The sequence below is a fragment of the Undibacterium sp. TJN25 genome (assembly GCF_049339885.1).
Classification (GTDB): Bacteria; Pseudomonadota; Gammaproteobacteria; order Burkholderiales; family Burkholderiaceae_D; genus Undibacterium.
In genome coordinates this window covers 36084-42664 of the sequence record NZ_JBMPPM010000022.1, presented here as the reverse complement: position 1 = coordinate 42664, position 6581 = coordinate 36084, and the positions used below count along the sequence as shown (strand labels likewise).

At 56.0% G+C, this 6581-nt stretch carries 4 protein-coding genes; 3 read left to right on the top strand and 1 reads right to left on the bottom strand.

What is annotated here, in order from left to right; translation table 11 throughout:
• Positions 1-67 precede the first annotated feature (67 nt).
• The 3 genes from ACO0LO_RS28735 (at position 68) to ACO0LO_RS28725 (ending at position 5053) form a co-directional block, all read left to right on the top strand.
• On the top strand, positions 68-328 hold the full coding sequence (locus ACO0LO_RS28735; RefSeq protein WP_422969932.1) for a helix-turn-helix domain-containing protein: 261 nt from the start codon (positions 68-70) through the stop codon (positions 326-328).
• A gap of 656 nt (positions 329-984) precedes the next feature.
• Entirely contained in the window at positions 985-3504 is a 2520-nt protein-coding gene (locus ACO0LO_RS28730) for a TonB-dependent receptor domain-containing protein (RefSeq protein WP_422969930.1), read from the top strand.
• A 73-nt stretch (positions 3505-3577) separates the two neighbouring features.
• Positions 3578-5053: a CehA/McbA family metallohydrolase gene (locus ACO0LO_RS28725; RefSeq protein ID WP_422969928.1), complete on the top strand. Its 1476-nt coding sequence runs from the start codon at positions 3578-3580 to the stop codon at positions 5051-5053.
• A gap of 216 nt (positions 5054-5269) precedes the next feature.
• Here the strand turns inward: ACO0LO_RS28725 and ACO0LO_RS28720 are convergent, their stop codons facing one another.
• Positions 5270-6445, bottom strand: coding sequence for an ABC transporter substrate-binding protein (locus ACO0LO_RS28720; protein ID WP_422969926.1), 1176 nt, complete (start codon positions 6443-6445; stop codon positions 5270-5272).
• Between the last annotated feature and the right edge of the window lie 136 nt (positions 6446-6581).

Genomic DNA, 6581 nt, shown 5'->3' with positions numbered 1-6581 from the left:
ATTTGCACGTAATTCTGACCCACGTTTAGAACACAATCCTACTTATCTTGATGAGTAGGAGATTGGAGTGATCGACGTGGCATTACTAGGCATTATTCGACGCTGGCACATTCGTGACCAGGTCCCCCTGAGAGAAATCGCCAGACGCTTGGGTATCTCTCGAAACACAGTCCGGCGCTATCTGCGCTCGGAAACCACCAAGCCGGTTTATGCGGAATGGCAAGCAGCCAGCGCCATCGACAAATATGCTTTCCAGCTTTCGGGCTGGTTAAAGACGGAGTCAAAAAAAAACCGCAAGCAGCGACGCAGCCTGAAACAATGCACCTAGATCTGAAAGACCAGGATTTGAGGTGTACGACCGGGCGGTCGCCTTTGCCAGGCAGTGGAAAGTGGATCAAACTGACCGGGTCAATTCAGCGAGAAAAAAATTCGGAAATCAGCATGTTGCCACTGCGGTTTTTCCATCATATAGCTTTGCCTCATATTCGGGAATTACGCGAATTTTTTTGCAAAGCGGATCAGTTTCAATGCATATCAACAGCGTTGGGCTGTCGTGTTTCAGCGGGCTGAATTTCGCATAAAAAATTCATCCTACGCCGACCCAAAAAACAACACCAAATGCATGCTCGATAAAGGCCGATTTGGTGATATGCCATTCCCTTCATTTGTTCGCGTAGAACCTGTGGTTATGGGGTCCGCGATTGCAATCGATTGCTTATATCCCGAACCAGTTTCGCATATCACAGTTCCATAAATTTCGATTAAAAAATACATCGATCTGGAAAATTTTTTATGCTTCGGCGGCGTCACAAACCTTTCATATTCGCTTGATAAATTACGGCACCGTTGAGCTTTCGAGGCCGCTTTCATTTTGAAATCGGTCCAATCGGCAACGGGCAGTGTTGCGCACATTCGTGTGCCAGCTTCAAAAATTATGCGTGGCGCGTTCGTACGGACGGCCACCATATCAACAGGGGAATCATAGTGTCATCGAATATTATCCGCGACGCCGTACGTGCGGCATTTCAGGTCAGCGGCACCGCGCTGCTGACAATGGCGGCGCTGCCGCTTCATGCGCAGGAAGCACCGGTTGCGTCGCCGGCTTCCGTCATCGCTGCACCTGCAGCCGATGCGGGCTCAGGCGATGTCGTCATCGTTACCGGCCGCGCCGGTACGGGTACACGCACCAAGGCCAAGGCCAGTTATTCCATCACCACCATCAACGAAGAAACCTTGCGCATGCAGGCACCTACTTCGGTTACCGAGGCAGTGAAATCAGTGCCGGGTTTCTGGGTTGAGGCCTCCGGCGGCGAAGCTTCCGGAAACATCCGCGCGCGCGGCATCCCGGTGGACGGCTTCGGTTCGGTCACATTGCTGGAAGACGGCATCCCTGTGCAGCACGATCCATCGCTGGGTTACCTGAATGCAGACCAGGCTTTCCGCCTGGACGAAACCATCGACCGAATCGAAGTCGTGCGTGGCGGTCCATCGTCGGTGTTTTATACCAATGCGCCTGCCGGCGCGATCAACTTCCTTTCGCGCGAGATCGGCGAGACGCCAAGCGGCCTGGTCAAGTACACGATGGGCAACTACGGTTTACACCGTGGCGATTTCTGGTATTCGACACCGCTGGCCAATGACTGGGGCATCGGCATCGGCGGTTTTTACCGCCAAGACGACGGCATCCGCAGCCCTGGGTTCACAGCTGACAAGGGTGGCCAGATTCGCCTGAAGCTGGCCAAAGAGGTTGATCATGGCCGCATCACGGCCGACTTCAAGCATCTTGACGACAAGGTTGCGCTCTTCCTCGGCATTCCGATGATGACCAATCCGGACGGCTCGCTCAGCGCGGTAGCCGGATTTAACGGCAACTACGGCACCGTGGCCGGCCCGCAGACGCAGAACGTGCAAATGAAAATGGGCAATGGCAGCTTGTACAACTTCGATAATACCGAAGGGACGCACGTCAAGCGCGACCAGCTCAGCCTGAAATTCGACAAGGACTTGTGGAACGACTGGAAGCTCAATGAGTCCATGCGTTACTCCAAGACAGATACGCAGCGTAATGGTGTCTACCCTAACCAGTTGCAAAGCATCTCATCCTTCCTGGCGCAATCCCAGCCGCTGTTGTCGAACGTGCCGGGCGCCACGCAGTTGTCGTTGCAGCCGACTTATGCACCGGGCACCAATTACAGCAACGCCAATGGACTGATGATCGTCGGCGGCTTGCGCGGCGTGACCATGCCTTTGCATGAGTTCATCAACGACACCCGCCTGGGACGCAAGTTCACCATCGGCGAACAGACCCACGACGTCACTGTCGGCTACTACTACGCCAAGTTTAGCCAGGACTTCAACCGCTATTCGTCCACCGTGCTGCTGGGTGCGGAAAGCCAGGCGCCGTTGCTTGATCTGGTAGGCAGCAATGCCGCCGGCACCCGACTGGGCACCGTCACCGACCACGGCATTTATAACTACGGTTATGAATGGGAGAATGCCAGTGGCAAGTCGACCACCAATGCGCTCTACCTGTCCGATGAATGGCAAATCAACGACCGTCTGCGTATCGACGGCGGCGTGCGCCACGAGCAGGTAAATACGGCAGGCCGTACCGAGATCACGCAAAACGTCAACCTCGGCACTTTTGCCACGTCGAAGATCCGTACCGGCACCGGCTTGTTCAACTACTACGACCACACCTTCAAAAAAGACGGCTGGACGCTGGGTGCAAACTATCAGCTGGAAAAAAATTCCGGCATATTCGGCCGTTGGACCCAGGCCTTCCGCCTGCCTAACCTGAGCTCCTACATCACCACCCCGACGGCGGTGCCTATTACCCAGACCATGGGTCTGGGAGAAGTCGGCTACAAGTATGCCGGTACGATGATGGACTTTTACCCCACGCTGTTCTATTCGAAGTATAACAACGTGAGCTACACCAACTCGGTGTTCAACATCAATAACGCGACGGTGACGCCGCAGACCGGTTATGCGTCGTCCAGCACTGTCGGCCTGGAACTGGAAGGCAAAATCCATCCATACACGTGGGGCGATCTTGGTTTCAATTTGACGCTGCAACAACCGAAGTACAAGAATCTCACCTATACCGACAACGTCAACAACCAGCCGGTGGTGCGCGACTATACCGACAACCAGTTGATCCGCGTACCTAAGGTCAGCTATCGCCTGGTGCCAGGCCTGAACCTGATGGGCAACCAGTTGCGCGTGCAGATGTCGTATGAATATGAAGGCGAGCGTTTTGTGGATTCCGCCAACTCGGTGCGTCTGCCGGCTTACCATACGATCAATATGTCGGCCAAGTATATTGCTTCAAAATCGACCTCTGTATTTTTCTACGTTGACAACCTCAACAACTCGCTGGGCCTGACCGAAGGCAATCCGCGTGCCGGCGAATTGCAAAGCGCCGATGCAGGTGCGAATGCCTTCCTCGCCCGTCCGTTGCTGGGTCGGTCGATCCGCGCTGCAGTCATGTACGAGTTCTAACACCCCGTGCCTCATCCCGGCGGCGGACGTTTGTTCGCCGCCGGGTTTTTCTGCCACCCCTATAGACTATCCCATGCGTATTCTTTCCCTTCTTTTCCTGTTCCTGGCTTGCGCCGGCGGCGCTAGCGCCACGACGCCAGACCTCGTCCTGCGCGGCAACCTGACGGGCGCCGACCATCAAAGCTACCGCAGGGTGCCGTTTGTCGTACCGGCCGGCGTCCAGCGCATTACTGTTGAATTCGATTACACCGGCAAGGAAGAGCGCAGTGTGATCGATCTCGGCCTGCTCGGCCCTGACGGCGCATCGCGCGGCTGGAGCGGCGGCAACAAGCGCATCTTCACGCTCAGCAGCGTTGACGCTACTCCATCCTATACGCCCACGCCCATCGTGGCCGGCAAATGGGCACTGTTGCTCGGCATCCCGAACATGCGGGAGTACGCCAAGGCGGAATATACCGCCAAGGTGTATTTCTCGCGCACACTGGCAATTGCCGACGAGCCGGAAATTCTGCGCCAGCCGCTGAAGGCCACGCCGGCCTGGTACCGCGGCGACCTGCATATGCACACCGCCCACAGCGACGGCAGTTGCCCTGCCCGAGACGGCGGCGAGCCTGTTCCTTGCCCGCTGTTTCTGACCACTCAGGCAGCCGCGGCACGCGGGCTGGATTTTATTGCCATCTCCGATCACAACGGTGTTGCCCATGCCGAAGCGATCCGCGAATTGCAGCCGTACTACAACCATATGCTGTTGATCACTGGACGAGAACTGACTTCCTTCTACGGCCACGCCAACTTCTTCGGCACCTTGGCGCCGCTGGATTTCAGCGTAGGCAAGGGCGGCGGGCAGCGCGACTGGAATGCGGTACTGACTGCTGCCGCATCCCTGCACGGGCTGGTATCGATCAACCATCCGGTGCGGCCTTCCGGAGAACTGTGCATGGGCTGCGGCTGGGATACCGATACTGATATGCGCCGCGTACAGGCGATTGAAGCGGTGAACGGCGCCGATGCGGACACCCATTATTCCGGCGTGCCATTCTGGCAGACTCAACTCAACCGCGGTTTCCGCATTACCGGCGTAGGCGGCAGCGACAACCACCGCCTGAACTCGGAAGGCGTTGGCTCAATCGGTAAGCCGACCACGGTAGTGTATGCGCCGGAATTATCGCAACTGGCTATCCTGGCGGCGATTCGCGCCGGCCACGTCTTTATCGATGTGACGGGGTCATCTGATGGTCTGCTGGAGCTGACCGCCCAGGCCGGCTCTGAGCAGGCGATGATGGGCGATGCATTGCACGCATCCACCGGCACTGCCGTCCAGTTCAAGCTGCACGTGGCACATGCCGCCGGCGCCACGGTCAGCGTGCTACAGGATGGCAAAGCCGTTGACCTGCTCAAGAGCGCAAATGTAGAAACAGCGGACCAGCAATTCGAGTTCGGCTGGAACAGCGACGGCAAGCCTCACTGGATCAGGGTTGATGTGCGCAATGCAGCAGGCAGGCTGATGTTGATCGGAAATCCGATTTACCTCAACGTGAAAACTGAATAATTCTGCCAAAAATAGGATTGCTGGGCAATCCCTACATCGCAGCTTAGGAGGAAAATTTGCTCACGATGCTTTCTTCCCATATTACTGACACCAGCAAAAATGCCGCTCATTCTGAGCGGCATTTTTTTGGGAATTACATTTATCTGCTTCCAGCACTTTAATAGAAAAGAAAATCTGTAAAGATACCGGCTTTTTTGAGGCTGGCGCCAGTGAAGTTTATTTGCCCGTATCTTTCATATCGGCGAATTTGTCGAATTCCACGTTGAACAATTCGGAGCCGACTTTTTCCACCTTGCGTACATACACGGTCTGGATGATGTCACGGGTTTGCGGATCTATCATGATGGGGCCGCGCGGGCTGTTCAGCTTCATGCCTTTCAATATGGCCATTGCCTTGTCGCCGTCGATCTTGCCGTTCAGCTTCTTGCTGACTTCATAAATTGCAGCCATGCCGTCATACGCCGCCACCGCCATGAAATTGGCGCGGCCAGCGCCGGGGTTTGCTTCTGCAAAGCTTTTCAGGAAAGCCTTGTTTTCCGGTGAATTATGGTTGGCGGAGTAATGGAAAGTGGTGATCACGCCCAGCGTCGCATCGCCCATTGCGGGCAGTACGTGATCGTCCGTCAGGTCGCCGGTGGCGATGACCTTGATGCCTGCTTCGGCCAGGCCGCGTTCGCGGTAGCCTTTCATGAATGCCACGCCCTGTTCACCAGCGGGAACGAAAATAAACACGGCTTCAGGTTTTGCATCCTTGATGCGCTGGATGAAAGGGGCAAATTCCGGATTGCGCAAAGGCACGCGTATCGATTCCAGCACGCTGCCGCCGCCGCCGATGAAGTTGGTCTTGAATGCGGTTTCCGCATCAATGCCAGGGCCATAGTCGGCTACCAGCGTGACCACTTTCTTGATGTTGTTTTTCACCGCCCAGGTTGCCATGGGACCGGATACCTGCGGCAAGGTCATGGAGAAGCGGGCAATGTAATTCGATTTGGTGGTGATGATGGACGTCGCCGCATTCATGATGATCATCGGCTTCTTGGCCTGCTCTGCAATCGGGGCAACTGCCAGCGCTTCCGGTGTCAGGCCGAAGCCGGCGAGGAAGTCGACCTTGTCCCTAACAACCAGTTCCTGCGCCAGCCGCTTGGCCACGTCAGGCGCCGGGCCGGTAGTGTCCTTGATGATGATTTCGATTTTCTTGCCGGCGACCTTGTCGCCGTTTTGCCGCATATAGGCCTTGATGCCGCCCTCTATCTGTTTGCCGTAATCGGCAAACGGGCCGGAAAAGGCGGCGATGACGCCTACCTTGATTGTGTCTTCCGCATGCGCCGCAAAGGCGGACAGGCTGAGGATGAGGCCGCCTGCAACAGGCAGCAGCAATTTTTTGAGGCGCATTATGTCTCCTTGATGGATGCCTGCGGTGCGGCATCGCGTTCATTATTGTTGTGATCGGATCTGGACAGGCAGAATTTCACATTCCCTGATTCCCGGCGATGGCAAACCAGCCTGTGCCCAGATTATTATCAGCATA

Excerpts from the sequence above, each read along its gene's own strand:
- ACO0LO_RS28720 (WP_422969926.1), bottom strand. The coding sequence starts at position 6,445 with ATGCGCCTCAAAAAATTGCTGCTGCCTGTTGCAGGCGGCCTCATCCTC.
- ACO0LO_RS28725 (WP_422969928.1), top strand. The coding sequence starts at position 3,578 with ATGCGTATTCTTTCCCTTCTTTTCCTGTTCCTGGCTTGCGCCGGCGGC.